Annotated in this window: 24 protein-coding genes and 1 pseudogene; 17 read left to right on the top strand and 8 right to left on the bottom strand. The window is 41.9% G+C overall.

The window, feature by feature from the left end; genetic code table 11:
* Positions 1 to 15: 15 nt before the first annotated feature.
* The 6 genes from ABN702_RS19270 (at position 16) to ABN702_RS19245 (ending at position 7563) form a co-directional block, all read left to right on the top strand.
* On the top strand, positions 16 to 2190 hold the full coding sequence (locus ABN702_RS19270; RefSeq protein ID WP_417898323.1) for a Mu transposase C-terminal domain-containing protein: 2175 nt from the start codon (positions 16 to 18) through the stop codon (positions 2188 to 2190).
* A complete protein-coding gene (locus tag ABN702_RS19265) occupies positions 2168 to 3874 on the top strand; it encodes an ATP-binding protein (protein WP_417898322.1) in 1707 nt (568 codons plus the stop codon). The genes ABN702_RS19270 and ABN702_RS19265 overlap by 23 nt, the downstream gene beginning before the upstream one ends.
* Positions 3843 to 5726, top strand: coding sequence for a TnsD family transposase (locus tag ABN702_RS19260; RefSeq protein WP_417898321.1), 1884 nt, complete (start codon positions 3843 to 3845; stop codon positions 5724 to 5726). Before ABN702_RS19265 ends, ABN702_RS19260 begins: the two co-directional genes overlap by 32 nt.
* A 126-nt stretch (positions 5727 to 5852) precedes the next feature.
* Entirely contained in the window at positions 5853 to 6284 is a 432-nt protein-coding gene (locus ABN702_RS19255; protein WP_417898320.1) for a DUF3888 domain-containing protein, read from the top strand.
* A 341-nt stretch (positions 6285 to 6625) separates the two neighbouring features.
* A complete protein-coding gene (locus tag ABN702_RS19250; RefSeq protein WP_417898319.1) occupies positions 6626 to 6832 on the top strand; it encodes a DUF5316 family protein in 207 nt (68 codons plus the stop codon).
* A 224-nt stretch (positions 6833 to 7056) separates the two neighbouring features.
* Positions 7057 to 7563 (top strand): NUDIX hydrolase, encoded by a 507-nt coding sequence (locus ABN702_RS19245; RefSeq protein ID WP_417898318.1) that lies wholly within the window; start codon positions 7057 to 7059, stop codon positions 7561 to 7563.
* A 418-nt stretch (positions 7564 to 7981) separates the two neighbouring features.
* Here ABN702_RS19245 and brnQ read toward each other — a convergent pair whose 3' ends face one another.
* Complete coding sequence (gene brnQ, locus ABN702_RS19240; protein WP_417900975.1) at positions 7982 to 9334, bottom strand: branched-chain amino acid transport system II carrier protein; 1353 nt, start codon at positions 9332 to 9334, stop codon at positions 7982 to 7984.
* A 241-nt stretch (positions 9335 to 9575) separates the two neighbouring features.
* Between brnQ and ABN702_RS19235 the strand changes: the two genes are divergently transcribed.
* Positions 9576 to 10247 carry a GntR family transcriptional regulator gene (locus tag ABN702_RS19235; RefSeq protein WP_417898317.1) on the top strand — a complete coding sequence of 224 codons (672 nt, stop codon included), beginning with the start codon at positions 9576 to 9578 and terminating at the stop codon, positions 10245 to 10247.
* A 104-nt stretch (positions 10248 to 10351) separates the two neighbouring features.
* On the opposite strand, the pseudogene katG reads toward ABN702_RS19235, so the two are convergent.
* Positions 10352 to 12537 (bottom strand): annotated as a pseudogene (gene katG, locus ABN702_RS19230) (catalase/peroxidase HPI).
* 1128 nt (positions 12538 to 13665) lie between these two features.
* Here katG and ABN702_RS19225 point away from each other — a divergent pair.
* On the top strand, positions 13666 to 13863 hold the full coding sequence (locus ABN702_RS19225; protein ID WP_417898316.1) for a hypothetical protein: 198 nt from the start codon (positions 13666 to 13668) through the stop codon (positions 13861 to 13863).
* A 56-nt stretch (positions 13864 to 13919) separates the two neighbouring features.
* Here ABN702_RS19225 and ABN702_RS19220 read toward each other — a convergent pair whose 3' ends face one another.
* Both ABN702_RS19220 and ABN702_RS19215 read right to left on the bottom strand, forming a co-directional pair.
* Positions 13920 to 15617: a glutamine--tRNA ligase/YqeY domain fusion protein gene (locus ABN702_RS19220; RefSeq protein ID WP_417898315.1), complete on the bottom strand. Its 1698-nt coding sequence runs from the start codon at positions 15615 to 15617 to the stop codon at positions 13920 to 13922.
* Positions 15618 to 15737: 120 nt separating this feature from the next.
* Positions 15738 to 16289 carry a hypothetical protein gene (locus tag ABN702_RS19215; protein WP_417898314.1) on the bottom strand — a complete coding sequence of 184 codons (552 nt, stop codon included), beginning with the start codon at positions 16287 to 16289 and terminating at the stop codon, positions 15738 to 15740.
* 87 nt (positions 16290 to 16376) lie between these two features.
* On the opposite strand from ABN702_RS19215, the gene ABN702_RS19210 reads away from it, so the two are divergent.
* Positions 16377 to 16967, top strand: a complete 591-nt coding sequence (locus ABN702_RS19210) for a TetR/AcrR family transcriptional regulator (RefSeq protein WP_417898313.1) — start codon at positions 16377 to 16379, stop codon at positions 16965 to 16967.
* A gap of 81 nt (positions 16968 to 17048) precedes the next feature.
* Here ABN702_RS19210 and ABN702_RS19205 read toward each other — a convergent pair whose 3' ends face one another.
* Positions 17049 to 17264: a hypothetical protein gene (locus tag ABN702_RS19205; protein WP_417898312.1), complete on the bottom strand. Its 216-nt coding sequence runs from the start codon at positions 17262 to 17264 to the stop codon at positions 17049 to 17051.
* A gap of 192 nt (positions 17265 to 17456) precedes the next feature.
* Here ABN702_RS19205 and ABN702_RS19200 point away from each other — a divergent pair, with 192 nt between their 5' ends.
* Positions 17457 to 18134 carry a YdeI/OmpD-associated family protein gene (locus ABN702_RS19200; RefSeq protein WP_417898311.1) on the top strand — a complete coding sequence of 226 codons (678 nt, stop codon included), beginning with the start codon at positions 17457 to 17459 and terminating at the stop codon, positions 18132 to 18134.
* Positions 18135 to 18190: 56 nt separating this feature from the next.
* Here ABN702_RS19200 and ABN702_RS19195 read toward each other — a convergent pair whose 3' ends face one another.
* On the bottom strand, positions 18191 to 18838 hold the full coding sequence (locus ABN702_RS19195) for a spore coat protein (protein WP_417898310.1): 648 nt from the start codon (positions 18836 to 18838) through the stop codon (positions 18191 to 18193).
* A 308-nt stretch (positions 18839 to 19146) separates the two neighbouring features.
* Between ABN702_RS19195 and ABN702_RS19190 the strand changes: the two genes are divergently transcribed.
* The 4 genes from ABN702_RS19190 (at position 19147) to ABN702_RS19175 (ending at position 21178) form a co-directional block, all read left to right on the top strand.
* Positions 19147 to 20064 (top strand): bifunctional helix-turn-helix transcriptional regulator/GNAT family N-acetyltransferase, encoded by a 918-nt coding sequence (locus ABN702_RS19190; protein ID WP_417898309.1) that lies wholly within the window; start codon positions 19147 to 19149, stop codon positions 20062 to 20064.
* Between the two features lie 87 nt (positions 20065 to 20151).
* Complete coding sequence (locus ABN702_RS19185) at positions 20152 to 20355, top strand: hypothetical protein (RefSeq protein ID WP_417898308.1); 204 nt, start codon at positions 20152 to 20154, stop codon at positions 20353 to 20355.
* Complete coding sequence (locus tag ABN702_RS19180) at positions 20336 to 20650, top strand: YbjQ family protein (RefSeq protein WP_417898307.1); 315 nt, start codon at positions 20336 to 20338, stop codon at positions 20648 to 20650. Before ABN702_RS19185 ends, ABN702_RS19180 begins: the two co-directional genes overlap by 20 nt.
* Before the next feature lie 6 nt (positions 20651 to 20656).
* Positions 20657 to 21178 (top strand): GNAT family N-acetyltransferase, encoded by a 522-nt coding sequence (locus ABN702_RS19175; RefSeq protein WP_417898306.1) that lies wholly within the window; start codon positions 20657 to 20659, stop codon positions 21176 to 21178.
* Between the two features lie 55 nt (positions 21179 to 21233).
* Here the strand turns inward: ABN702_RS19175 and ABN702_RS19170 are convergent, their stop codons facing one another.
* Positions 21234 to 22103: a cation diffusion facilitator family transporter gene (locus tag ABN702_RS19170; protein ID WP_417898305.1), complete on the bottom strand. Its 870-nt coding sequence runs from the start codon at positions 22101 to 22103 to the stop codon at positions 21234 to 21236.
* A gap of 187 nt (positions 22104 to 22290) precedes the next feature.
* Complete coding sequence (locus tag ABN702_RS19165; RefSeq protein WP_417898304.1) at positions 22291 to 23853, bottom strand: glycoside hydrolase family 10 protein; 1563 nt, start codon at positions 23851 to 23853, stop codon at positions 22291 to 22293.
* A gap of 302 nt (positions 23854 to 24155) precedes the next feature.
* Here ABN702_RS19165 and ABN702_RS19160 point away from each other — a divergent pair, with 302 nt between their 5' ends.
* From ABN702_RS19160 to ABN702_RS19150, 3 genes are all read left to right on the top strand, one after another.
* Positions 24156 to 24923 carry a MerR family transcriptional regulator gene (locus ABN702_RS19160; RefSeq protein ID WP_417898303.1) on the top strand — a complete coding sequence of 256 codons (768 nt, stop codon included), beginning with the start codon at positions 24156 to 24158 and terminating at the stop codon, positions 24921 to 24923.
* Positions 24924 to 25207: 284 nt separating this feature from the next.
* Positions 25208 to 25552, top strand: a complete 345-nt coding sequence (locus tag ABN702_RS19155; protein WP_417898302.1) for a MerR family transcriptional regulator — start codon at positions 25208 to 25210, stop codon at positions 25550 to 25552.
* Entirely contained in the window at positions 25549 to 26001 is a 453-nt protein-coding gene (locus ABN702_RS19150; RefSeq protein WP_417898301.1) for an SRPBCC family protein, read from the top strand. The genes ABN702_RS19155 and ABN702_RS19150 overlap by 4 nt, the downstream gene beginning before the upstream one ends.
* Positions 26002 to 26037 lie beyond the last annotated feature (36 nt).

Raw genomic sequence — 26037 nt, 5'->3', positions numbered from 1 at the left:
GAAAGAAGGAATTGAATGTTTGTAATTAATGACATTTTTAGCATCGAAGAAGTCGGTGGTAACAAACGACTAGAAAGAATTATTTGGATAGATGATGGAAACATCATCTGTTACACCATTGATATGGAAAAGGAAACCACACTTCCTATCAAACGGAAGATTTCTGACTTACAGCAATTGCACGATGAGCAGTTGTTATCTTTAATTGATTGCGATCCTTACGGTTTCATCTATAAGGACGAGGATCAGCTTTCTGAAAAAAGTAAAGAATTGCGGGATGAACGATGGGAATGCATCAAAGATATGGTTTTACTAGAACCATACATCTACGAAGCTGACAAAAGAGGTTCCCTCATTAGAGACGCAATGGTGAAGACGGGCAAAACCAAGCGTTTGCTCTATAAATATCTGACCCAATATTGGCAAAGAGGGAAAGTCAAAAACACTTTGCTTCCCGATTATAAAGATTCTGGCGGCAAAGGAAAAGAAAAGACTTTTACAGGCAAGAAGAACGGGAGAAAACGGAAGTTCGAAGAATCCTTCGGGGAAGGAATTATCATTACCAATGAAATAAAACGGATTTTCGAGGTCAGTGTAAAGAGATTTTATCATACTACCAAAAAGAATCCGCTCGCTACCACCTATAACTTGATGCTCCAAACGCACTTTGTGGCAGATTATCGGTATGAAAATGGTGTGAAAAAACCTATTCTCCATGAAAAAGATAAACTCCCGACTTTAAGGCAATTTAAATTTTGGTATGAAAAAACCTATAAAGCAGAAGAAAAACTCCGCAAAAGAAAAGGTAACCGAAAATACGAGTTAGAAAATCGGGCAGTATTGGGAACATCCGTAGGTGATTTATATGGTCCTGGAACCAAGTATCAAATCGATGCCACGGTTGCCGATGTTTATCTTGTTAGCAGCTTCAATCGAAATTGGATTATCGGTCGCCCTGTAATTTATGTGGTGATTGATGTATTCAGCCGAATGGTTGTAGGTCTTTATGTAGGACTGGAAGGTCCATCTTGGTTTGGAGCGATGATGGCATTAGCCAATACTGCTAGTGATAAAGTTTCCTATTGTAAGCAATACGGGATCGATATAACAAAAGAAGAATGGGATTGTCATTACCTTCCTCAGACCCTTTTAGCCGACCGAGGTGAACTGGAAGGTTACAATGTTGAGCGGCTGATTAATGCCTTTCATATGAAAGTGGAAAATACACCACCATATCGAGCCGATTGGAAAGGAATTGTGGAGCAGCACTTTCGAATTATCAACACAAAAGTGAAGCCATTTTTACCTGGAACTATCGATACAGATGTAAGGGTAAGAGGTGACAGGGATTATCGATTGGATGCCACGTTAACCTTGGAGGAGTTTACAAGTATCATCATTAAATGTGTACTTCATCACAATAATCACCACTGGTTAAAAAATTATAATCAGGATGAAATGATGATTGAGGATGAAGTTTCCCTCATCCCGCGTGAATTGTGGAATTGGGGGATAAAAAATCGCTCAGGTAAACTTCGTTCTTATTCTGAGGATATTGTAAAACTTCATCTCCTTCCAACCGCCAACGCAAGAGTAACGTATAAAGGAATCGAATTCAAAAAGATGCGTTTTAGCAGTGAAACAGCATTGAAGGGAAATTGGTTTGGAGAGGCAAGAGAAAAGAGCTGGCTAATCCCGATTTGCTACGATCCGCGGGATATGTCCCACATTTATCTGCCAAGTGAAGACGGCAGAAGTTATGAAGTGGCAACTTTGCTTGACCATCAAAAGAAATACAGTGGCAAAACTATGGAAGAAGTCGAGTATTACTTTGCTTACGAATTGTTTAAAAAACAATCTTTTGAACATGAAGAACTGCAACAAAACGTGGATTTAACAAGCGACATTGAACACATCGCTCAAAAGGCGAAGAAGTCTTTGGATAAAGAAAAAGTGGAAATGAGCAACAATCAAAAGGTGAAAGGGATTCGTGAAAATCGCTCGGTGGAAAAAGAAGCAAGACGAAAAGAAGAAGCCTTTTTACTGGCTGATGTACAATCGTTCACTCAACCGATTGAAGAGAAAGTTGTTGTTGAAGAAACAACTTCTACACAGGTGAGTTCAAAGTTACAGTTATTACGTCAAAAACAGAAGGAGAAGTTGAATCGTGCAAGGGTTAGCAGCAAGTGAAAGACAGATACTGCATGGTGAAGAAATGGTCGCTGCCATTTATAGCGATCAAATTGTTCAAGATTATGAATCCAATCCTTTAATTGAAGCTCTTCCTCCTATCTTTACGGAGGATGATGTGATGGAGCATTTATCGGTTATACCTTCTTATGACGAAAAGGAACGATCCTTAAATGCTAACTATCGGTTTCATTGCGTGCAACGATTGTTTCAATACTTTCAGCCATTTGAAAAGCATCTGGATTTGGAACAACGAATTTCAAGAGCCATTCGACAAGGATATTTGCACCGAAATCCGATGAAAAGAGAAGAAGTCATGAGGGTTCACGAGAGCTATAAGGCGATAAAAGAAGGGAAGTTTTTAAAAACCTACCAAACAGAAGCCAAAAGAACAGCGGCTGGTTTTACGATTATTGGTCTTTCAGGGATTGGGAAATCGACTGCCATTGAAAGGGTACTATCCTTTTATCCGCAACTGATTAAACATCAGGAATACAAAGGAAAACCATTTCAATTTACACAAATTAGCTGGCTAAAACTCGATTGTCCCTTTGATGGTTCCCTAAAAGGATTATGTATGAGCTTTTTTTCTGAACTCGATCGTTTGCTAGGTTCTAATTATTTAAATAAATTCGGAGCACAAAAAAATACACTGGATTTAATGATGCAACGGATGAATCACCTAGCAAGTCGTCACGGAATTGGTCTTCTTATCATTGATGAAATTCAGCATTTTAGTCTTAGCAAAAGCGGCGGATCTGAAAAGATGTTGAACTTCTTCGTAACACTCGTTAACACCATCGGAATACCAGTTTTAATGGTTGGAACAAATAAAGCCATTTCCATTTTGCAAAGTGAATTCCGCCAGGCAAGACGGGGAAGCGGGCAAGGCGATATGGTTTGGTCGCAGATGCCAAAAGATGAGTCTTGGGATTTATTTGTCGAGGGCATGTGGGAATATCAATGGACAGCTCATTATACCGAATTGACAAGCGAATTCAACGATCTTCTATATGAAGAAAGTCAAGGAATTCTCGATATTGCGGTTAAGCTCTTTATGCTTTCTCAAGTACGAGCGATTGCAACAGGGGATGAAAGAATAACAAAACAAATCATGAAACAAGTGGCTAAAGACAGTTTGCGACTGGTTAAACCGATGCTGGATGCGTTACGGTCAGGCATCCCAAGCGAAATTGCCAAATACGAAGATATTCGACCGATTGATATGGATGAGGAAATCGAGAAATACAAAGCCTCCATTGATTTTCAGGATAAGATTCGTATTCAAAAGAAGTTACAACAACAAAAGCGACAGAAAAAAGAGCAATCTCTTCTAGAAGAAGTGACACTGCAATTGTTAGCCATGGATTTTGAACCAAAACAAGTGGAAAGTACAGTTAAAACAGTGTTCAAGAAATTAGGCGATGATATTGAAAAATCAACTGTGCTGAAGGAAGCTGTCAAACTCCTGATTGATAAGGATGACAAGAAGGCTGAAACCAAAGTCAAGAAAAAGAAAATCAATACAAATGAAAATTATTTGGGACGATTAATGCAAGAAGCAAGACAAAAGAAGAAATCCGTCTATGAGTATTTTCTTGATAAAGGCATTATTAAACCACCATTAGACGAAATCTGGAAGGAAGATGAAAATGCTGCACTGGTTTCCCACGCCGTATCCTGATGAATTGTTATATAGTGTTTTAGCACGTTATCATGTATGGTCTGGAAATACGAGTCCCAAAATGACGATAGGAGAACTGTTCGGTAAACGGACAGTTCGTTCCGTTTGGGATTTGCCTGCTAACTTAAATGCTTTACTAAGCGAGCTAGGTTCATATTGGGATGCAGATCAATTGATTAATAATCATACGATGTTTCCCTATTATGCTGCTTTTTTGCTTCCGAAACAGGCTAAGCAGGTAAAGAAATCAATGCTCGATGGCGATGGGAGTACCATTCACACTCGTATTGGTGTTGCCGCAAGTAATGTCAAGGTAAAAACAAACCTTTGGGCATGCAGTGACTGTATTATTGAAGACATGGAAACTTACGGTGAAACGTATTGGAGACGTGTTCACCAAGCCCATGGTGTTTTTGTATGTCCGAGGCATGGAAAGGTATTGGAGGAAACAACGGTTTCAGTGAAAGCTCAGAACCAGCATGAATTTATTGTTGCCACACCTGATGTTGAAAGAACAAAGATAAGACTTGATGGACTAAATAAAGAGGAAATTCAGTTGCTATTCGATATTTCAAAGGAAACGGATTCTCTTTTAAATAACACCCGCCTTCAAGCAAATGATAATACCATACGGTCAAAATACCTGGAACTGCTGAAACAAAAAGGGTATGCAAGTGTGAACGGAATGGTCAAGCGGGACAGGGTGTACCAAAGTTTTGGTGCGAAATTCTCCGACCGTAGCTTGGAACTTTTGCAGTCGTCAGTTATGTTCGAAGAAACAGATTGGTTAACGATGATCTTCCAAAAACACCGTAAGTCTTTTCATCCGCTTCGGCATTTGTTGGTGATGATGTTCTTGGAAACGGATTTGGACCATTTATTTGGTAAAAAAGAGTATCAGCCATTTGGGAAAGGTCCATGGTTATGTTTAAACGCTGCTTGTCCAAACCATCGAAAACCAGTCATAAAAGAATTAACCGTAACCATTTGTTATGATACGAGAAAACCTGTCGGGACATTCCACTGCGATTGTGGATTTGTTTTTTCCAGAAGAGGACCTGACAAAAACAAAGATGATCAATATCGTGTCGGCACAATAAAAGAATATGGTCACGTTTGGAAGGCGAAATTGACCGAATTGGTGAATGAAGGATATTCTCTTACTGAAATAGCGAAAGAAATGCAGGCGGATCGAGCGACAATCAAAAAATATGCTGCCGAGCTAGAACTGAAAGTACCGTGGAAACTGCCGAAGGTTCAAAAGAAAGAGGTTAATGAGCCATTGGAGGGTTTCGAGACACAATTAAATGAAAGAAAAAACAAATGGCTCAACCTTCAGGAAGAATACCTTGATAAATCAAAAACGGAATTGCGAAAAATGGTTCCTGATGTATATGCCTTTTTGTATCGTAATGATCGTGATTGGCTCAATGAATTTTCTCCCGTTAAGAAAAGGATTCAAACTCCAAACAAGCGTGTTGATTGGGAGAAGCGGGATAATGAATTGTTAAAACAGGTGAAAAAAGTTGTTCAAACTTGGGATAAGGATGCTGATAAACCGACAAAGATTACGACTTCCTCTATCGGAAAGAAGTTAAATGAATTACCGCTATTGCAGAAAAAAGCGGATAAACTGCCACAGACCATGGAATATATCAATAAGGTATCCGAGGATACGGTATCATTCCAGAAAAGGCGGGTTGAATTTACGATTGAAAAGCTCAAAAAAGAGAATGAGCCAATCCTTGAATGGAAAATTTACAAGAAGGCAGGACTTCGACCGACCGTTTCAAACGAAGTCAAAAGGCTCATTACATTAAGAACAACCGAATATGAAACGGTTAAGGAATAAAAAATAGGACTTCTAATTAGGAGTCCTTTGTTTTTATCATGAACCTTGCAAGTTTAGCTTATGAAGTAATACATAATCTTTTATACAAAGGGAAAAATAAATTATGACAAAAGAGAGGTGTTCAACATGAGAAAAATTTCTGTTTTAGTTCTCACGACTTTGTTGGTCTTTGCCTCAAGCAATTTTGCAAATGCTGAGGTCACAGAATCGGGTAAAGTGAAAAAGGAAATCTATGCAACAACTCAGGACATACTATTAATGATGATGGAACCTGAACTGAATAAGGTTATTACCGATAAGTACGGCGAAGAAAGGCATTGGCAGATTGCTAAAGTCACAAAGGTTGCTTTAATTGCTGACCATACTAAAAAGAATTCTGACATTTGGTATGAAATAAATTTGTTTGTTAGAGTCGATGATAAAGAACCAGGTAAAGAGTCTTTAGATGAAGTTCAAATGAGAATTGATATTCCAAACATGTTTACATCTGATAGGTTTAAAGAAAGAAAAGATGACATGAAAGTTACCTTAATCAAATATGAACAACGATTTCGATAGTAATAAAACATAAGAAGGGGCTCCTAAAATGATAACGGGTTCGGTTTTGGAGTACAAAATGTAAAATAACAGCACTACCCGATTCGCTATATAATTTTCACTAAATTCACACTAACAAACGCACAGTGATTGGTTATCTGTGCGTTTTTTATACATAATAGAAGATTTTTCAAAGGTTTTATGGGATTTTATGTTAATATAATGGTATAGATGTTATTCCATTATAGGGCAGGATTGTTGCATAAGGTTGTATGGAAAAATTACGGCACCACTTTAATTATCTGATAGTTGAAACTATTTAACTTTATTATACGTATATCAAAAAGGGGAGAGTGAAATAAATGTTACAGGCTTTTCTTATAATCGGCATTATAGGTATCGTTATTTCAGGAGTTTTTTTAGGAGTATGGACGAGCGGACAACAGCAAAGAGCAAATTATCATTCTGAAACCACTGTTCATAGAAGCTTTAGAACAAAGATAGGGTTATTTTCAGGTTTATTGGGATTAGTTTCACTAGGTATAGCAGCATTGTTATTTTACATTTAATATGGTGTTTACAAGGTAATAAATATCTTCAATAATCTAGGGCGTTTCTTCAATAAGGAAAAATGCCCTTTTCTTATAAGTTATTGTCTCTAATGACTGGAGCGATTGTTGTAAAACGGCTCGCTCCTTACATAAGTATTGGACAGGTTAGTTGAATAAAAGCAGATGCTTTTTTATATAGGAGAGAATTTATAAAGAAATAAATAACGCAAGGGGGTTAGAAAATGGGGATGTCGGATTATTATAAAAAACTCCGAGAAAAAGTCGGTAACGAACTAATCTTTATGCCAAGTGTAGCTGGGATTGTTCGAAATGATTTGGGAGAAATTTTATTACAAAACAAAGGAAATGGTGAAAAGTGGAGTCTCCCTGCTGGTGCAATTGAACTTGGAGAAGCACCTGCCGAAGCAGTTGTTAGAGAAGTATGGGAAGAGACAGGATTATATGTTGTGCCCAAAAAGTTATTAGGAGTTTTTGGTGGGAAAGACTTTCGCTACCAATATCCCAATGGTCATCAAGTGGAGTATAACGTTTTTATGTTTGATTGCGTTATTCAAAGTGGGGAACTTAACCCAATTGATAACGAAACGGCTGAACTTCAATATTTTAGTCCAAGTAATATGCCAGAACTTGCTTTACCTTATCCTAGAGATTTATTTTTACATAGAGAAAATAGTGACTTATACTATCAGTGGAATGAACGGTGGTTAAAAAATCTTTCTCAAAAATAATCTTTTCTTGTTCAACTAACTAGGAGCTTTAATGGAATAAGCAACTAACAAAATTTAATATATATAACTCAGTTCGTTTTCGAGCTGGTTTATTTTTTATATACAAAAAGCACTGCAAAAGCAGTGCGATTTTAACGACATATTAACTTACATTTAATAACGCAAAAAGAGTTTTTGCGATAAGAAACGGAACCCGTTACTATAATGTGGTCTTTTCTTTGGAGCTGATATATAGACGAAAACGACCTATCTTAGTTCCCGACTTTTTTGTACAGGAGAAAAAAATAAGGTTCCCGACTTTTATTTTTATGTGTGACAAAATCAAACGTAGGAATGCGGGTTTCAAGGTTTCATAGTTCCCAACTTTTTTGTCCTTCAACACAAATTTTTTTGGTTGAGTCTTTTCTATATGAAATAATTAACTCGCTTTTCCCTCAAGCTGTCTAGTCTCCGGCTTTTCTTTTATAAAACTCCCCCAAACATACCCTAACACACCACCTATAATCGCCGGGAAAATCCACCCTAAACCTACTTCATACAAGGGAAGAATCGCAGTAAATAGGTTTTCGATAGGCGCAATATTCATACCTGCTGCCTTTAACGCATCAGAGATTGCAACAATGGAAGTGAAAATCATACTTCCCTGATACACTTCTTTTCTTCCGTTAAAGAATGAATGTAGAAATGTTAAGGCCATTAAACAGACGACAAATGGATAAATAGCGACTAACACCGGTACGGATACGGCGATCAATTGTGTTAAGCCGACGTTTGCAAATATGGCACTGATCGTGGATAACAGGATCACAAAGGTCTTGTATGAAATGCTTGGCAATAGCTTATTGAAATAAGAAGAACATGAAATGATAAGACCGATACTTGTGGTTAGACAAGCGCCAATCACGATCAGGCTTAGGAGAAGTCCACCGTAAGCTCCAAAAAAGTGAGTGGATGCACCTGATAGCACTGCTCCTCCATTTTCTAATTGCCCAAGTGCTTCTACACTTGTAGCTCCAATATAGGATAGAGAAGTGTAAATGATGGCAAGAAGTCCTGCCGCAATACTGCCTGCTTTTGTTACAGCAATCATGATTTCCTTTTTAGTTGTCACACCTTTTGCTTTAACGGCGTTGATGACAACGATCCCGAATACAAAGGCAGCAAGGGCATCCATTGTAAGATATCCCTCTTGGAATCCCGTGAAAAAGGAGCTATTTACATAACTTTCTGCAGGGGCTTGGAAGCTTCCGATAGGGAAGATAAATGCCGTTGCTATTAAAATACCTAAGAAAATCAGTAATAGTGGCGTTAAGACTTTCCCTACGATATCGACTATTTTGGAAGACCTCAAAGAAAAGAATGCCGTTATTCCAAAAAATAGAATGGTATAGATTATTAAACCGATGCTACTCCTTTCTTCCGATAAGAACGGCCTGATTCCCATTTCAAAGGAAGCAGTTCCTGTTCTCGGGATCGCAAATAGAGGGCCGATTGCTAGGTATAATATAACGGTAAAGATAAGTCCGAAAACGGGATGTACCCTACTTGCTAAAGACTGGAGATCACTTTTCCCCGAATACCCTAAAGCTAATACACCGAGTAAAGGTAATCCAACTCCAGTAACGATAAAGCCCGCGTTGGCAGACCAAATATTCGTTCCTGCAGATTGACCGAGCATGGCAGGGAAAATTAGATTTCCCGCACCAAAGAATAAAGCGAAAAGCATAAAACCTATGGCTAGTACAAATGAAAATGGCATTCTGTTATTCATCATATGTCCTCCTGGTAGTCTAGTGATCTGGTTGTTCCTGAGTAAATATATAGAAAACTATTTTAACAAGGTAATATATTGCATACCACAAGATATCACATGCAAAATATTTATGCAATATATTACCGGGTCTTAATGCATGTAATATATTGTATTTAAAAGCAGAATACTATACACTTTTAACATATCTAACTTACATTCATTAATCTTTTTGTGAAATTCTTAAAGGTGGTTGTTCAGAATGCCCATACCTTCCAACTATTCTTCCCCCACTCGCGTGTCTGCAAAAAAGCGCGCCTTTGCTCAAATTCAAGAGTGGATTATTGATGGAACGCTTCAACCGAAAGAAAAGCTGAATGATGCGGAACTTGCACAAGCTTTGGGTGTGAGCAGAACTCCTATAAGGGAAGCATTGCAATTACTTAATGTTCAAGGTTTTGTGGAAATGTTTCCAGGGGTAGGCACTCAGGTCACCTCTGTAAAAAAAGAAGACATAACGAAAATCCTGCCTCCATTAGGGGCTTTGCAGGCCCTGGCCGCGGAACTTGCAACACCATTAATTACTCAAGTTACCATTGATACATTGCGTGAGATAAATACTGCATTTGCCCGTGCCATTAAAAAAGGGGACTTTTATTCCGCTTTAAAGCAGGATGAACAGTTCCATAATATTATTGTAGAAAATGCACAGAACCCGTATCTCGCTAGTTCAGTGTCCAATTTTCAGGCACATGTTCTACGTCTTTATTTTTATCAGTCCATTATTCTTACGGATACCTCTATAGAAGAACATGAGAGCATCTTAAAAGCATTTGAGAATCGGGATAAAGAAACTGCTGCCAAAATAGCCCGCACTAATTGGCTGCGTGCAATCGATGAGTATTATGCGGAACATAAAGACAGTGGGGAATAGAAATAATTAAGCACAAACGCTTCTACTTTTAGTAGAGGCGTTTTTTGTTATTAAAAACAGAAAATCCGGATGAAGGTCCTTAACCCCATCCGGATTTTTTTGCATTATTTTTTCACTTTTACATCATAACGATCTGCATCCATCACTTTCACCCATGCAGCCACAAAGTCTTTCACAAACTTCTCCTGGCTATCGTCTTGCGCATACACTTCGACGAGTGCGCGGAGGACGGAGTGAGAACCGAATACGAGGTCTACTCTTGAAGCGGTACGGACAAGTTCGCCTGTACGGCGGTCACGTGCTTCGTAGTAGCCTTCACCTTCAACAGGTTTCCATTCGACGCCCATATCAAGTAAGGTCACAAAGAAATCATTTGTGAGCGTACCTACCCGTTCGGTGAAGACGCCGTGCTTGGTGTCGCCGTGGTTGGCCCCAAGCACACGCAATCCTCCAATGAGAACGGTCATATCTTTTGCAGAAAGGTCCATGAGTTGAGCTTTGTCCACCATGAATTCTTCCGGTTTTAAGTAATAGTCTTTCTTATGGTAGTTGCGGAATGCGTCTGATACAGGCTCAAGCACTTCAAAGTTTTCTTCATCCGTTTGATCCTGAGTGGCATCACCGCGACCTGGCGTAAACGGTACTTTAATATCAAAGCCGGAATCCTTTGCCGCTTTCTCAACTGCTGCACTTCCGCCAAGGACGATTAAGTCGGCAAGGCTGATGTTCTTGTCTAGGCTTTGTTGCAAATCTTCTAAAACCCTAATGGCCTTAGCAAGCTGTTCTGGCTCGTTCGCTTCCCAGTCCTTTTGTGGGGAAAGACGTACCCGGGCCCCATTTGCGCCGCCGCGCTTGTCTGAATGACGGTATGTGCTGGCAGAAGCCCAAGCCGTTTTCACAAGCTCGCTAACAGAGAGTTCGCAGTTTAGAAGTTTCGCTTTGAGGTCTTCAATTTCAGCATCGGTTAATGTGTAATCAACCTTTGGAACCGGATCCTGCCAAATGAATTCTTCTTCCGGCACTTCCGGACCAAGGTATCTGTCGCGCGGTCCCATATCACGGTGGAGAAGCTTGAACCATGCACGAGCAAAAGCATCGGCAAACTCGTCCGGATTCTCATAGAAGCGGCGGGAAATTTTTTCATACTCTGGGTCCATGCGCATCGCCATGTCCGCAGTGGTCATCATCGTTTTTACTTTTTTGGACGAATCATGGGCGTCTGGAGCCAGGTGCTCTTCATCCGGATCAATTGGTGCCCACTGATAAGCGCCAGCTGGGCTCTTCGTCAGCTCCCACTCATATCCGAACAGCATTTCAAAATAGCTCATATCCCATTGAGTCGGCGTCGGCGTCCATGCACCTTCAATTCCACTTGTTATCGTGAAAGCACCGTGGCCGGTTTCGTGTGTGCTCTTCCAGCCGAAGCCCTGATGCTCAAGGCCTGCACCTTCCGGCTCTTCTGTCACATGTGAAGGGTCACCAGCTCCATGTGCTTTTCCGAATGTATGCCCCCGGCAGTGAGTGCCACGGTTTCCTCATCGTTCATTCCCATCCGTTTGAAGGTGTCCCGGATATCAAAGGCACTTTTCTTTGGATCTGGTTCGCCATTCGGACCTTCAGGATTTACGTAGATCAAGCCCATCTGCACGGCAGCAAGAGGATTCTCAAGATCACGCTCGCCGGAATAGCGGTTATCGCCAAGCCATTCCTTCTCCGGCCCCCAGTTGACGTCCTCTTCAGGGTGCCAGATATCCTCGCGGCCTCCGCCAAATCCGATTGTCTTTCCGCCCATGGATTCAATCGCCACGTTTCCGGCAAAGACGAGCAGGTCTGCCCAGGATAGCTTATTGCCATATTTCTTTTTTATCGGCCAAAGAAGACGACGGGCCTTGTCCAGGTTCCCGTTATCAGGCCAGCTGTTAAGAGGAGCAAAACGCTGGGAGCCGCTTCCGCCGCCTCCGCGGCCATCAGCTTGACGGTATGTACCTGCCGCGTGCCAAGACATACGGATGAAGAACGGGCCGTAATGACCGTAGTCTGCAGGCCACCAATCCTGGCTGTCTGTCATCAGATTGTGCAGGTCCTGCTTCAGGCCAGCATAATCCAGCTTTTGAAATTCCTCTGCATAATTAAAATCTTCCCCAAGTGGGTTTGTCTTCGTGTCATGCTGGTGGAGCACGTTCAGATCAAGCTGGTTGGGCCACCAGTCCTTGTTTTTCGTTCCTCTGATTGGTTTTTCAGAACCACCTTCACCCGTAAATGGGCACTTTCCAACGTTCTCATTGCTCATACATTTTTCCCCTTTCTGTTTTGAGAAGAGTAAACAGCAAACATTCATGCCTTTCAACGTACGAAATTGCAAATAGAGACAACATCAATTCTTACATTATAATTATAATAAATAATCCTTGAAATAAAAAGAAATATGCAGAAAATTTTAATAATTATTGATGTTGCTAGGGTTTGTTGCGGACGAGTGATTACGAAAAGATAGTATGAACATTTTTCCAATTGTTTATCCGAGTAAAAGAGGAGAGAGGGTGAACGGGAAAGAAAGTAAAAGTAGGAAACTAACAACGAGTCGACTTTTCTCTTCCACGGATGCAAACACAGTAAAGGAACAGAAAGAGAAACGCAAGCAATCTATGACTTAGAAGTCGCGGGAATACCTATACATTTTTTTATACTCTAGATAAAAGAAGGGGGTATGAATGGGAAAGATTAATATTGGATTTCATGCAACAAATGATGTAATTTCACAAAGAATAGACAGCATAATGGTCCAATTTAAGCTGACAGCAGTAATTGTAAAACTTTGGCCGGAAATTTGAATTTCAGATAATCGATAAAATAACTATTGAAACGAAAGACGAGTGTTTTAATTCTGCTAGATTCATCTTTTTATGCAAAGAGATTCCCAGCCAGGTATCTGAAAATTATCATGGATTTTTATCACAGAATGTTGAAAGTCTTGTACTACAAATTGGTGAGAGGACAGAAGAAAGTATTAGAGAATCTACCATAGGAACAATAGATAATAAATCAGAAAATATTAGATAGTGGAAAAAAGTTATTGGGATATTTAAAAAGGAAATGTATCAAGGAGTATGGGTTATGGATCCAAGGTCAGGCAAAAAAGTATTATAAGAATCATTATTTTACCATGAGAGCGAAAAACGCTTATGAACAAGGTATAAAAATGAAAGCTTTTGCTGGATTAAGCGAATATCAATTATTATCAAAAAAATAGTGATGCGCCAAGTTCTATACAGAAAGCCCTTCCATCGGCATAAATGGATCCTCCCGTTCCAACATGCTCGTCTAACTTTTGATAGAATCCAAGCGCATTTTATTGAAAAACCACCGCAAATAAGCTAACGTTCAAGAGAGAAACAATATCCGATTGGAGAGAGAGAAAATGATGTTGTCTTTAGGTATTCTAGGTGTACTAGTTTTATTAGGGGGGCTTTTTGCCACCATCCAGGTAGCGGGAAGCGGGGACAAAGAATATCAAAATGAAACAAAGGGAAATGTTACCCGGCTCACCCTCATTTATATGGCGTTATTTATAATCATCATCGTCGGCTTTTTCATTTATTTAAAATGGATTGTGTGACCCGCATACAAGCACAGCATAAAAAGGCCCCTGTCTTTGAACAGGGGCCTTTCATTCTATAATTTAAACGAACTCTTCAATGAAACAATTTCATTAAACACGATTTGGTCCTTGGTTGTAAGCTTAGGATCCACATTAAAGTAGCCGTGTCTGAAGAATTGAAACTTGTCTTGAGGCTCGACATCTTTCATATTAGGCTCCACAAAGCCGTTCATCACTTGAAGGGAGTTCGGATTGACGTGGTCAAGGAAGGATTTTTCCGTTTCCACAGATGCATCTTCGTTCGCTTCTACATCTGCCACATCCTTTACTTCCGCTTCTTCAGGCTCCTCATTTAGAAGCAATGGCTCAAATAGGCGGAATTCTGCCGGTACGGCCTGTGTTGCTTCGACCCAGTGGAGGGTGCCTTTTACTTTTCGACCGGTAAAACCTGTTCCACTCTTTGTTTCCGGATCATACGTACAGTGGATTTCCACGACATTACCGTCTTCGTCTTTGATGAAATCCTCGCACTTGATGAAATAAGCATGCTTCAGGCGAACCTCGTTGCCAGGGAAGAGGCGGAAATATTTCTTTGGCGGATCTTCCATGAAATCATCCTGCTCAATGTAGATTTCTCTACCGAATGGAATCTGTCTTGTACCCATTTCCGGATTTTCTGGGTTGATTTCCGCATCCAGCATTTCCACTTGGCCTTCCGGGTAGTTGGTGATCACCACTTTTAAAGGACGAAGGATTCCCATGGTACGCGGGGCCTTCAGTTTCAAGTCCTCACGAATGAAGAAATCGAGCATTTGGGAATCGACAAAGCCTGATCCTTTGGTAACACCTGTTTCACGTACGAATGCACGGATCGCTTCCGGAGTGTAGCCTTTTCGGCGCAGACCGGAAATCGTCGGCATACGCGGGTCATCCCAGCCATCGACGAAGCCTTCATCCACAAGCTTCTTCAGTTTACGTTTACTCATCACCGCATTTGTAACGTTCAGACGGCCGAATTCGATTTGCTGCGGAGTAGCTGTCATTTCCGTCTCTTCCACCACCCAGTTGTAAAGCGGTCTTTGGTCTTCAAACTCGATCGTACAGATGGAATGGGTCACGTCCTCGATTGCATCCTCAATTGGATGTGCGAATGCATACATCGGATAAATGCACCATTTATCTCCCGTATTATGATGTGTTGCATGAGAAATACGGTAGATGACCGGGTCACGCAAATTGATGTTAGGGGATTTCATATCAATTTTTGCACGCAGCACCTTTTCGCCGTTTCCGAATTCACCGTTGCGCATGCGCTCGAAAAGGTCCAGATTCTCCTCCACTGAACGCGTGCGGTATGGGCTGTCTTTTCCAGGCTCTTTCAACGTACCGCGATATGCACGGATTTCGTCAGGTGAAAGGTCATCAACATATGCTTTTCCTTTATTAATAAGAAGTACTGCTCTGTTGTACATTTCTTCAAAGTAATCCGAAGCGAAGAATAATCCGTCCCAATCATATCCGAGCCATTTAACGTCTTCCTTGATTGCTTCCACGTATTCCGTATCTTCCTTTAAAGGGTTGGTGTCATCAAAGCGCAGATTCGTTTTTCCGTTGAATTCATCTGCAAGATCGAAGTTGATGACGATGCTCTTGGCATGTCCGATATGTAAGTAACCATTCGGCTCCGGCGGGAAGCGGGTGATCACATGGTTCCGTTTACCTGATTCCAGATCCTCTTTTATGATATTTTTAATGAAGTTAGAATGTTCCAAGTTATTCAACCTTCCTTATTTGGATGTTGGGGAAGCGTTTCACTATTCCCCCACACTTATGATAGTCAATATTGTAACACAAGATATGGGGGGCGCAAAAGCTTATAAGGAGGCATTCTGTCAACTTCTATCCGAGTTTACCGGCTCTTTCTTAGGGAAAAGGGTATAGCTGAAGCTGTAAAGGAAATCTGCCCCGAGAATCAAAGCCCACATTCTCATCACATTGACTAATTCCTCTGTACGCTCTGCATCTCCTACAAGCAGGATCATCCCTAATAAAAAGGCATTTCCGACTACCCAGCCGAGAAGGTGGCGAAACCAGCCATTGCGTTCCTTTTTAGCATGTATAGGTCCGTGGTTGATTTTCTTTTGCGGTTTTGGACCGTTTGAAAAACGGTAGGCAAAGCGTTCATCCGCCCAGCGAATCATACTTTTTCCAAAGGCAACGGTTATTCCAATGTAAATGGCTGCTAACCCGTGGATGGAAGAGGCTTGTTGGCCGTTTTTCAGATCGATAATGGTTGCCACGATCAGGACAAGGTCTATGACTGGGGTACCTGCCAACAGCACGATACCTGTTTTTCTCCATTTAAAAATGTATCTCGACACTAAACCAAGCAGAATAAAAATCCAAAAACCAATTTCACATGCAATGATAAGCCAACCAATCATTTCTAATCGCTCCTTTTTAATACAAGTGTGTTAAAAAGATAATAACACAACTGTATTAAAAAAGGCAATTTGTGGTACAATATATACATGCCTAAAATAGTAGATCATGAAAAACAAAGACAATTAGTTGCAGAAGCAGTATGGAGAATCATCCGAAAGGAAGGGATGGAGGGAGCCACTGTTCGGAGGATCGCCGAGGAAGCGGGTGTGTCGCCAGGCTCGCTACGGCATTATTTCAGGACCCAGTCGGAGCTGCTTGCATTTTCGATGAGCCTTGTTTCGGAGCGGGTGAAAGAACGGATCGCCCGTCTGAGGTTTACTGGAGAGCCTCTTGAAGATGCAGAGAAGCTGCTCCATGAATTTTTACCACTGGACGAAGAAAAACGTGCGGAAATGGAGGTTTGGATGGCGTTCACGATCAAAGCACTTTCGGATTCCACCCTATATGAATTAAGTTCCCGGGTCTATGCGGAAATGAAAATGGCTGTTAGCCTTATCATTGATACACTGATAGAAAAAGGTCTTGCCAAAGAAGAAATAGATCGGGACGCACAAATCGAAATCCTGTACTCGCTACTGGACGGCCTTGCACTCCACGGAATCATGCAGCCTGATCAGGTGAATGCAGATGTCATGAAAAACAGTATCCTGCACTACTTGAAATCGATTTGCCGCTGAGTATCAAGAGGATACTGAACAAAAAACACCACCAGCTTGCTTACCGCCGGAGGTGTTTTTCCTTTTTGTTATGAGCATCCATCATTCTTCCTTAGGATGCCTGAATGAAAAATAGCTGACAGCCAAAGCCACTACCGTCAAGAAAAGAAAGAATAAAGCATAGAGAAGCTTAAATTCGATTAAGAAAAAGTGATATGTAGTGATTGCAGTAATCAAACCTATCACCGCAAAAAGAATTCCAGTAACAAGATTCCCCACCACAACTAGACAACCCGATGCTCGATACAATGCTTTCATATTAACTGTTCCTCCCCTGATAAGATAATGCTACATTTTATAATAGAAGAAGCCCCCCAATTTGTTAATCTGCAGAAATAACTAATTTGATTGTTTAACAGATTGGATGTTGTCCAAAATGAAACATAGGAATGTTAAAATATAAGAAAAGTAAAATCCAGCCATTCATAAAATGTAAAAGGAGTTCAAACCATGAATTCAGATAAAACGATCATTGAGAAGTTGAATCTTACCAAATATTCCAGCCGGCTTGTAATGGGGGCACCGAAGGACTTGGAGGATTTCAAGGTCCTCGAGCATGATGTTTCCATTCAAAAGGAGAAGTACGATCTCCTATTCCTGTTTATCTATTCACTGGAGGAATTCGCCGACTATATCAAGCTATTGGTGGAGCGTGACCTGGTAATGGACAAGGGCTATGTCTTTTTTGCCTATCCAAAAAAGAATAATCCAAAGTACCAGGAATATATCGAGCGCGACCGTTTCATCGAAGCGGCCAACATGGATGAAGAGGGCTATATTTCTGGAAGCATCCTCAAGTTTTCCAGAATGGTCAGCTTGAATGACGTATTTACCGTGGTCGGACTGAAAGCCGCATCAAAGAAAACGAAAAAAACAGAGAGCACAAAGAAAAGCCAATGTGTGGATGACTATATCGTCCATATTGATGATATCCGGGCACATCTGAAAAATAATGAGGAGATTTTAAAGGCATACAATGAGCTCACCTACGGCTACCAGAAGGACTGGGCACGCTATGTGTACAGTGCCAAACGTGTTGAGACGCAGGAGAAGCGCCTGCTTGAAATGGAAACAATCATCGGGGAAGGCTACAAGTCGATCGATTTGTACCGGAGAAAGAGTAAATAATTTTGTGCAGCAAAAAGGAGGTATCCGGAATGTATGATTTCCAGATACCTCTTTTTTTAATGCGGCAGATTTCCTTGATTCGGCACCGTCGTATAGCTCTGCAGCATTACATTCATATCCTGCATATTCAGTTGCGGGACCTGATAGTACTCGTGTTTGTTCTGATAGAGGAATATCTCATAGCTCATTTCAATAAAGTTCGGTACGCTGTCCGCAATAACGCGACGCAATACGGGATTGGTCATTTCTAGTGCAGTCATAGCTAGCAGGGTGGCCAAGCCTTTTGTATGGCCGAGCATATAGGCGGATAGGCCATTGTCTGAGAGATCCTGTACAGACGTGTTTGGCTTTTTCGGCTGTGAGGGCTTGATACCGTATACCACCTGATCATGGTTTTGTGTCATGTTATAAACCTGTGTGGAAACAGATGGCTTCTGGCCGGTGTTAAAGCTTTCAACAATTGTATTGTACATCTGCGTCACGAATGCGGATTGGCGGTGCAGGATATCCTTCAGTTCAGGGTCTTTTGTATGCTGGTCGTACATCTGGTACTGATCGAGCATACTGATGATGCCAGAAATAACCTCATGGGCATCATACAATTCATGGCCACCATGATTGGTACTGACGCCCATTTGGTTTACCGGCTGGGCTGGGGGCATCTGGTTCTGAGGTTGGCCTTGCTGATTCACTTGATTTTGCATCAGTTTTCCCTCCAATAAAGTTTCATACCAGCTTATCTTGAACCGGCAAAGCATTTTTCATGTAACTGAACCTATAATTAGCCCGTTCTGCCCCTCCGAATGAAGATAAGGTTTGCAAGGACGAAGGAAACAGCAAGAAGTGCGCAAAACCATAGGACGGATAACCAGGCGCTTTCCCCGATGTTTGTGCCAATAAGCAGGCCTTGCAGTGTAGGCAAATGGCTTAATTGGCTTATTATAGTTGATTAAGTCAACTAATTTCCGTATACTAAAAAGAAAGAATATTCATGATAAATGGAGGCGAGAGTGTGAATAAGCAATATGTGGATCAGGTAAGAAAATTCAACAGGGAGTATGCGAAAGTGCTGGGGAGGATTGATCAGGAAATATACAATCAGCCTTTCTCTCTCACTGAGGCACGTGTAATTACTGAGATCAGCACCAGGGGTGAATGTACAGCCACGGAGATAAGAGAGAATCTGGGGATTGACCGAGGCTATATGAGCAGAATGATTCACCGTTTGGAGGAAGAGCATGTCATTTTGAAAAAACAGGCACTAGAGGATAAACGTCAATTTCTTCTCTATTTGACCGAATACGGGAAGAAAATTTACTCCGAGTTGGTGGAACAAGCTAAACAGGGAGTAGAGAGGATGCTTCATACAATTCCTGAGCGAAATCTTTCAAGGCTGACAGAATCCATGCAAACGATAGAATCCATTTTGTTGAAAAAGGAAACTGTACAGCCTGAAGTGATCATTCGTCCCTATCAAGTTGGTGATATAGGATATGTCGCACATCTGCATGGAAAACTCTATAAAAATACTTATAATTTCGGACCACTTTTTGAATATTATGTGATGAAGGGACTTTCCGAATTTATGATGGACCATGATGGCGGTGAGCTTTGGGTTGCAGAGGTTAATGGAGATATCGCAGGCTCTATTGCCATCACAAGGTTCGATGAAAAAACAGCACAGCTGCGATGGTTTGTCATAGATGAAAACTATCACGGATTGGGTATCGGCAAAAAATTGATGGAGACAGCCATACAGTTCAGCAAAGATCAAGAGTATCAAAGGATATTCCTGTGGACGGTAAATATTTTGAATGCAGCACGCCATCTATACGGAAAATATGGATTTGTCCTGACAGAGGAAAAGGAGAATGATCAGTGGACCGGCTCACGATTGACAGAGGAGCGCTGGGATGTAGAGCTTTCATAGGTCAGAAGAGGGATCTTGTCGAAAAATTAAGGAAGAGCACATTTCCGTTTTATGGTACATTAGTGGTGGTGGGAGGAAATGGCAGACATGGAGAAACTCAAAAAGCTATTTTTGGCGGTTGCGTTAATTGGGCAGGTTGTCGGAATTGTACTTCTGTTTTTTAACGTACTGCTTGCAGTAATCTTTTACATATTATACGGAATGGCCATTGTTGCGCTCTTTATTGTGTTGATCATGGAACGCGACAAGGAAAAAGAGGAGGATGACAAGAATGATTATAGTGACTACTGAAACGGTACCTGGCAAGGCAATCAAAGAATTGAAGGGCTTTGTCCGTGGTAATACGGTCCAGTCGAAGCATATCGGAAAAGATCTGCTCGCTGGCTTGAAAACCATCGTTGGCGGCGAAATCAAGGAATATACGGAAATGATGACAGAGGCACGCCAGAAGGCAATTGCCAGAATGGTAGAGGACGCGAAGGCGAAAGGTGCCAACGCCATCATCTGTGTTCGTCTTGAAACGTCCAGCATCATGGCGAATGCGTCGGAGATCATTGCTTACGGGACAGCGGTAGTGGTGGAGTAGGAGAATATGATGAATAGTATCAACGTGATGTTTCCTGATCTCGAAACGGAAAGAATGGATCTGCGTATTCTAACCCTGGAACATTCCGAACAAGTGTATCAACACTTTTCAGATTGCCATGTCACGAAATTCATGGATATTGAACCATGCAGAGATATTAAAGAAGCGGAGGAAATAATTCGCTATCATGAGGAGGACTCTGGCTGCAGGTGGGGACTGTTTGATAAAGGCAACGGGAATTTCTTGGGGACGATCGGCTTCCATTATATTAGAAGGAATCAGGTTGTTATAGCAGAAATAGGCTTCGATTTATCCAAGGCGCATTGGGGTAAAGGCTTCATGACTGAGGCAATGAAGAAAGCAATGGCATTTGGCTTCCGTGAAGCAGGATTCGATACTATCGATGCCACGGTGGAACCTGAGAATGGGAAGTCGCTTCAACTACTAAGAAAGTTAGGCTTTCATGAGGATAAAGAACCGAAGGATGGTTTAATCTATTTTTATATTGAAAAAGAGAAGATGGCTTAATAGTCAGCAAGGGAGCGTCCAGAAACAGGACGTTCCCTTGTTTTATTATAGGGGATTATTGCGGCTCAACATGTACATGGACACTGAAGACGCCGTGCTCTTTCATGAGTATAGATTCGATGTAGGTGGCGATGTCATGGGCTTCTTTGATATCGAGGTGAGGTTTCACGAGGATCACTACGTCCAGCACTTCATTATTGCCGTAGTTCCGCCCTTTGAGTTCCTTGATCTCTTCCACGCCGTCCGCTTCCTGGATGACACTTCCGTAAAATGCCAGCTTCTTTTCATCGAATCCATCCGATAGTTCATGGGAGGATTGACGGAAGATGCCCCATGCTGTCGTGCAGATGATGACGCCGACAATGATGGCGGTGAGGGTATCGAGCCAAGGCATGTTGAACTGTGAACCGATAATACCGATGCTTGCCCCGATACTGACCCATGCATCGGAAATGTTATCCTTGGCAGCAGCCATGACTGCTTTACTGTCGATCTTTTGCGCCAACCGTTTGTTATAGCTGTATACGCCATACATGACAACCGCAGAAGCCAGACCGACATATCCGGCCAACATATCCGGAGACTCATTTCTGCCCTGGAATATCGTACTGATCCCGTCCAACAATACTTGAATTCCTACGGCAAACATAATGAAGGAAGCAATCATGGAAGCAATCGTTTCACTTTTCCAATGACCATAGGCATGATCATCATCAGGCGGCCTTTGTGCAAGCTTCAGGCCGATCAGTACGGCAACAGAGGCTATTATATCCGTTGCATTATTCAATCCATCCGCTCGGAGTGCAGAGGAGTCGCTTATGTATCCGATAAACAATTTTATGGCAGACAGAACAAGATAGGCGATGATACTGATGATCGCCCCACGTTCGCCAAGCTTCAGGTTCTGATATTTTTCCTGTTCCATTTCATATAATGCCTCCCTTAAAGGTCTTTGACTATCATACCAGTAGGAAATCGGGTGGGTCTAGAGCAACCTTTTTGCCCATTTTTATATATGTAGGAGGATAGAAATATTGTTGGAAAAGGGAAAAAGAGGCATCCTAGGAAGACTATTGCCTTCATATGGAATGCCTCTTATTTCTATGAATCTACTATTTTACCACTTTTACTATCTTCGCATCCTTGCTTTCCAAACCGGTATTGGAAACCGAGGTCACACCATACGTGTACTGCTTGCCTTCTTCAACTGTGCTGTCCACAAAAGTGGTAACACCTTCAGTTGAATAGACGACATCCACGATATTCGCTGGATTGCTGTAATCTCCTTCTTGAAGCCCGTCGAAGCGGTAGATGACATATTTTCTCGCATCAGAGTGCTTTTTGTCATCGATGGTAAGGGTGATGCCATCTTCCGATTTGTCCGCTTTCACCGTGTTCGGCTTCTTAGGAAGCCCCTCGCCATTCCATGCAGTGGCAGGAACTAGAGCAGGCTCCGTATAGATTTCATTGGTGAGGATATCTGCATAGCCTAAGTTGTTTTTGATGATCTGTCTGAGAGAGAAGTGCATCTGTCCGTGTGTGTTCTCGTCCTGGCGATTATCCATGATCTGGCCAGGAAGTTCGTTTGGATTATGCCAATTCTGATCGAAGTTGTCTCCAACTTTGTAATCCGCTGTTCCGATATATAGATTTACAGGATGGTTATAGGCATATTCCTCGACTTCGTTACTCCACCAGTCAAGCAGGATGGAGTAGTCGGCTGCTGCAAATCCGCGGGACCAATAGATTTGCGGTGTGATGTAGTCGATGCTGCCGTCCTTGATCCATTGTCTTGTATCGGCATATAGGTCATCATAGTTTGTTTGTCCGGCCGTTGTCTGGCTTCCAGTCGGGTCCATCGCAATATTTCTCCATACACCGAATGGGGAGATACCGAACTGCACCCAGCTCTTTGTTTCCTTGATGGTGGAGTTGATCGCTGCAACAAGTGTGTTCACGTTATCGCGTCTCCAGTCACCGATATTATCGAATCCGCGCGGGTCCGCCTCGAATTGTGCTTGGTCCGGGAACTCCTCCCCGGCTCTGCGATATGGATAGAAGTAATCATCCATATGAACCGCCTCAATGTCATAATTGCTCACAAGCTCTTCCACAGTAGATAGCAGATAGTCTTGTACTTCCTGGATACCAGGGTTCAAGTAATATTGGAATCCATATTTTACAATCCACTCCGGATGTTCTTTAGCGACACTTTCGGGTGACAGGCTGTCCAATGATTCGAACGGCATCGTCACACGGTATGGATTCACCCACGCATGCACCTCGATGCCGCGCGCATGTGATTCATCAATCATGATCTGCAGCGGGTCATAGCCAGGATCCGTTCCTTGTGCCTTTCCAGTCACATACTTGGACCATGGATCAATGTCAGAAGGATAAAATGCATCTGCTGTAGGCTTTACCTGATAGATGATGGTGTTGAAATTCTTGCTTTTTAGAAAGTCAAGCGTCTGTTCTACCCATGCTGTATAATCCGATTCATTCATGCCAGCTTGCACGTCGATGTTCTGAACGGTGGCAATCCAGGCTGCCCTCATCTCATGCTTTGGTTGGTAAGCCATTTCTGCACTCCCTTTCGCGGTAAAAAGAGGGAGAGTGAAGGAAAACAATAATGCCGTAATGATTATGTACTTACATGCTTGTCCAAATTTCATTTGTAGCCCCTCGCTTTCTAATTTGTTTTAGCAAACGCTTACAAAACTGTTGAAATAATATTTCAGTAAATGACAGAAAAGTTGAAATATTATTTCTGTTTTCATTATAAAAGTAATGACAAAAATGGTATATAGAGCCAAAGGAGCAAAATACTGAATATTCAAACTTGAGTTCTTGGTATTTTTGATGCAGGTGCATAGTCATTTGGAACTAATTCGGTATTCGAAATATTTTTTTGGAAATACCTATTTACCTTTACGCTACGTCAAGGTGTATAGTGGAATTGTCAGGAGGTGAGCACATGGAATATACCGTGCAGAAGCTAGCGAAAATAGCAGGGATCACAGGTCGAACCTTGCGCTATTATGATGAAATTGGGATTCTTAAGCCGGCAAGAATCAATTCATCCGGATACCGCATTTATGGGCAGGAGGAAGTGGATCGCCTGCAACAAATCCTTTTTTACAGGGAGCTGGAGGTGGATCTGGAGAGCATCAGGCAAATCATGAACTCTCCTACCTTTGACCCAGCGCATGCATTGAAAGAACACCGTGAAAAACTTCTGACAAAACGTGAGCAATTGAATCTACTAATCGCTAATGTCGATCAAACATTGGCGGCACAAGAAGGGAGAATCACAATGAGCGACAAAGAAAAATTCGAAGCATTCAAGCAGAAGCAAATAGATGAAAACGAAAAGAAATATGGTAAGGAAATCCGTGAGAAGTACGGAGAAGAGGCTGTCGAAAAATCCAATGCAAAATTCAAAGGAATGAGTCAGGAGCAACATGCCGAAGGGGAAAGGCTCGGACAAGAGATCCTGGAAGTTTTGGAACAGGCGATGCATACGGGCGATCCTGCTGGAGATCTCGGACAAAAAGCGGCTGCGCTGCATCACAAGTGGCTGGGTCTATATTGGGACAGCTACTCCAAGGAGGCGCATGCAGGGTTGGCTCAGATGTATGTGGATGATGAGCGGTTCACTGCTTACTATGACAAGAAAAACCCTGGTACCGCAGCATTTTTGCGGGATGCAGTGTTTGTTTATACGGGAATGGAGAAGGACTGAGGTAATAGTGTGGCAGGCTGCGCGTAATGTGCGGCCTGTTTTTTGTTTTTATAGGGGAGGAGGGAATAAGCTTGAGTTTAGGAAGCGTGAGAATCCGGGACAGTTACGTGAGAATAAAAATAAGTTATGTGAGAATAAGCACGAATTGCATGAGGATCAGAGGAATACCTATCTCACATAATCATAAAAATTAAAGGTTTCCCACCCTAAAATAAAGAAATAATAAATTTATAGTTGACCCTGTGGTGTACCCCACGGTTTATGATAGGAGGGGGAGGGAAGGAATGTATAAAGTCAGTGAGTTTTCAGAGATGACGGGGCTGAGCAAGGAGACGCTCCGGTATTATGCAGAGGTGAAATTGCTCGAGCCCGCCTACATCGACCCGAAGAATAATTATCGTTATTACGATGATGGCAGCTTTTTTATGGCAGTTTTATTGGGAAAGCTGAGGCGGTTCGGTTTTACGATACAGGAAATGATTTCAGTGATGGAGGACGAGTCCTTCTCTCATCTGGAAGAGTTGATTCAGCAAAAAAAAAGAAATATACAGATGCAAATGGAGGATCTTCAATTGAAATTGGAAGAGATTGAGGAGTTCCTGGAATCTGGGAAGGAGGAAGAAAGATGATTCAGTGGAAAGAGGAGCGCGTGATTCCCGTAAATATCGAAAAGCTATGGGAGTTGTTTTTAGATAAAAATATCACGAAAACAATGCCGAAAGTGGAGGAGCATATCCTGATCGAGAAGACGGAGGGCGAAGTGGGCGCAAAGCATCAACAGAAGTATCGCGAGGGTAAGCGGGTAGAGACGTATATTGTGGAAACCTTAGCGTATGAGAATCAAGCGGAACATAAACTGAAGCAAATCGCCTTTGTACTAGGCAAGGCGTTTGAGATCAACCTGACATTTGAACTTCAAAAAATAGACGAAACGAACACAAGGTTCATTTACTCCGGTCACAATAAAGGTGTCAATTTTGTAGGACGGGCCATGCTGAAGCTTGGAAGCGAGAAGGCCAACCAGAAGGTCGTGCAGGAATATATGGACAGGGTGGAAGCGGAAGCGATGAAACTGTAACAAAAGAAAGAGCTATTGGCCAACTGGGCTGATAGC

Origin of the sequence: Bacillus haimaensis (assembly GCF_048270625.1) — a bacterium.
In the GTDB taxonomy this organism is placed as follows: domain Bacteria; phylum Bacillota; class Bacilli; order Bacillales; family Bacillaceae_I; genus Sutcliffiella_A; species Sutcliffiella_A haimaensis.
This window is presented reverse-complemented; position numbering and strand designations above follow the sequence as displayed.